The organism is Pseudoalteromonas rubra (assembly GCF_005887095.1).
In the GTDB taxonomy this organism is placed as follows: domain Bacteria; phylum Pseudomonadota; class Gammaproteobacteria; order Enterobacterales; family Alteromonadaceae; genus Pseudoalteromonas; species Pseudoalteromonas rubra_E.
Genome location: NZ_PNCI01000206.1, coordinates 1 through 359, shown reverse-complemented (window position 1 = coordinate 359; position 359 = coordinate 1). Strand labels below are relative to the sequence as shown.

The 359-nt window shown below is 40.9% G+C and carries 1 protein-coding gene; it reads left to right on the top strand.

All coding sequences use genetic code 11. The features are described 5' to 3' along the window. Positions 1-136: 136 nt before the first annotated feature. The coding region (locus tag CWB99_RS23880; RefSeq protein ID WP_171045458.1) for an RNA methyltransferase PUA domain-containing protein at positions 137-359 on the top strand (223 nt) is incomplete at its 3' end.

Here is a 359-nt window from a genome sequence, read left to right as displayed (position 1 = left end):
TACCGATATTGCCGAAACACCTAAATAATAAATCGCACTAGCCAACTCACTTAAACAAAAATAAATAATTGCGTACAACGCCCTGCTTACTTACCATAGCGCTATACACCTTTACGCTATAAAATAAGTGACCCCCATGCGAGTACCTCATATTTATCAGGCATCGAGTATTGCCTTAAACACCCCGGTTTCTTTAAACGACGATGCAGCGGGCCATATTGGCCGCGTATTGCGCATGAAAGTAGGCGAACATGTGTCTATTTTTAATGGCGAAGGCGGTGAATACTTCAGTGAAATTATTGAGGTAACTAAAAAATCAGTTGTTGTTATGCCACAACGTTTTGATGAGCATGATGTCG